Annotated in this window: 2 protein-coding genes; both read left to right on the forward strand. The window is 67.7% G+C overall.

Features of this window, described 5'->3' with window-relative positions; genetic code table 11:
* Positions 1-409: GTP-binding protein (locus tag ACQKIP_RS45310; protein ID WP_427745668.1), on the forward strand; the 409-nt coding region annotated here is incomplete at its 5' end.
* A 340-nt stretch (positions 410-749) separates the two neighbouring features.
* Positions 750-2,362 (forward strand): nitrate- and nitrite sensing domain-containing protein (locus ACQKIP_RS45315; protein WP_427745669.1); only part of this gene is annotated, 1,613 nt, incomplete at its 3' end.

A 2,362-nucleotide genomic window follows, 5' to 3' on the forward strand; every position in this document is an offset into this window, starting at 1 on the left:
CACCCACACCGGGGACAAGACCACCACCACGGTGGCCATGGACTTCGGCCGCATCACCCTGGACCAGGACCTGATCCTGTACCTCTTCGGTACTCCGGGACAGGACCGCTTCTGGTTCATGTGGGACGACCTCGTACGCGGCGCGATCGGCGCCGTCGTGCTCGTGGACACCCGCCGTCTCGCCGACTGCTTTCCGGCCGTCGACTACTTCGAGAACAGCGGACTGCCCTTCGTCATCGCGCTCAACGGATTCGACGGCCACCAGCCGTACACCCCCGATGAAGTGCGCGAAGCTCTCCAGATCGGCCCCAACACGCCGATCATCACCACCGACGCACGACACCGTGCGGACGCAAAGAGTGGCCTGATCACGCTGGTCGAACACGCACTTATGGCACGACTCAAGTAGACGAGGGAGTACGGCAGTTGCCGTAGATTCAACAGAGCGGCCTGTGTCTTTTGACACGGATGACCGCTCTGTTCATAACGTTTCGACAGAGAATTCGCCGGGCGCCGACACGCGTCGCGGTCATCCGGTGTCGCTGCGCGCACGAGAGCCCCGCCTTTTGGCGGGGCTCGCTCTATTTGACCGTTTTATCTGAGGCTCACACCACTCGGAACAAGCGCTTCTCACTGTTTGGTAGAGGACCGCCTGACGTGCTGGAATGCGCTGAACTGCCCAGTAGCACGGGCCTTGGAGACGACAGCGGGACCGGAGCAGGTCCCGCCGCCGAGAGGTTGTTGGTCGAGTGAGGCGAAGCAAGACGAGCCCCGCACCGCCGCAGACGCGGGACACGCGGGGCAACTTCACCCCGCCGCCGCGCACAGCGGCGTCCCCCGCCGATGTGCAGGGCATGGAAACGCCGGCGCCCTCCGGCGGCAGAATGTCCCCGCGCAACTGGCGCGTGCCGACCCGCCTGAACGCGATTCTCCTCATACCCGTGCTCGTCGGCCTCGTCATGGGCGGCTTCCAGGTCAAGGCGTCGATCGACACCTGGAGCGAAGCCCAGGACGCCGAGAACACGGCCCGCCTCGTGCAGGCCTCGCTGAACTACGGCAACCGCCTCATCGAGGAGCGCGACCTCACCGCCGCCCCCCTCCTGCGCGGCAAGAAGAACGACCCGGTCGTCGTGAAGGCCCGCAAGGCCACCGACGAGGCCAAGACCGAGTTTGACGCCGCCGCCGAGAACATGCCGCAGAAGGAAGGCCTCGAGCGCCGCCTCGACGGCTTCCACAAGGTGGAGCCCGGCCTGCAGTCCCTGCGTGCGGCCGCCTACACCTCCAAGCTCTCCGGCGCGCAGACCGAAGAGGGCTACGTCGCCATCCAGCACCCCCTGATGGAGTTCGCCAACGAACTCGGTCTGGGCACCGGAAACATCACCAGCTACGGCCGCACCGTCTACGCGATCTCGCTGACCAAGGCCGCGCTCTCCCTCGAGCGCTCCATCGGTACGCACCTGCTCGTCAAGCCCGGCCCCACCGCCTCCAGCCTCGCCAAGCAGCGCGTGGCCCTCTCCTCGTACGCCTACCTCGAGGGCATCGCCATCGAGGAGTACACGGGCGGCGGCACCCCCGAGGACGTCGCCAAGCTCGAAGCCGCGAAGAAGAAGCTGAAGGCCGACGGCGAGAAGCAGGCCAAGCAGGCCGCGGCCGCCGCGAAGGCCAAGGGCGAGACCTTCGTGCCGCCGCCGTCGCCGGAGGCCATGGTCGCCGCCATGGCGCAGCTGGAGAGCACGCAGCCCAGCGCCCGGGTCGCCCTCGCGGGCAAGGGCATCACGCCCGAGACCTGGTGGGCCACCACCACCGCCAAGTTCGACGCGTACCGCACCATCGAGTCGGACCTCGCCGACAAGGCCGTGAGCGAGGCGTCGGACATCGCCGCCAACGCCCAGCGCACCGCGTACATCAACGGCGCCATCGTCGTGGTCGCGCTGCTTGCCGCCTTCATCCTGGCCGGGCTCATGGCCCGCCAGATGTCCCGCTCGATGCGCCAGCTGCGTACGGCAGCCTTCGGCATCGCCGAGCAGCGCCTTCCGATGCTGGTCGACCAGCTCTCGCGCACCGACCCCGGACGCGTCGACACCCGCGTACAGCCCATCCCGATCTCCTCCACGGACGAGATCGGCGAGGTCGCCCGCGCCTTCGACCAGGTGCACCGCGAGGCCGTCCGGCTCGCCGCCGAGCAGGCACTGCTCCGCGGCAACATCAACGCGATCTTCACCAACCTCTCGCGCCGCAACCAGTCCCTGATCGAGGGCCAGCTGACCCTCATCACCGACCTGGAGAACAACGAGGCCGACCCGGACCAGCTGGAGAGCCTCTTCCGCCTGGACCACCTGGCGACCCGTATGCGCCGCAACGG

Source organism: Streptomyces sp. NPDC059900 (genome assembly GCF_050270335.1).
In the GTDB taxonomy this organism is placed as follows: Bacteria; Actinomycetota; Actinomycetes; order Streptomycetales; family Streptomycetaceae; genus Streptomyces.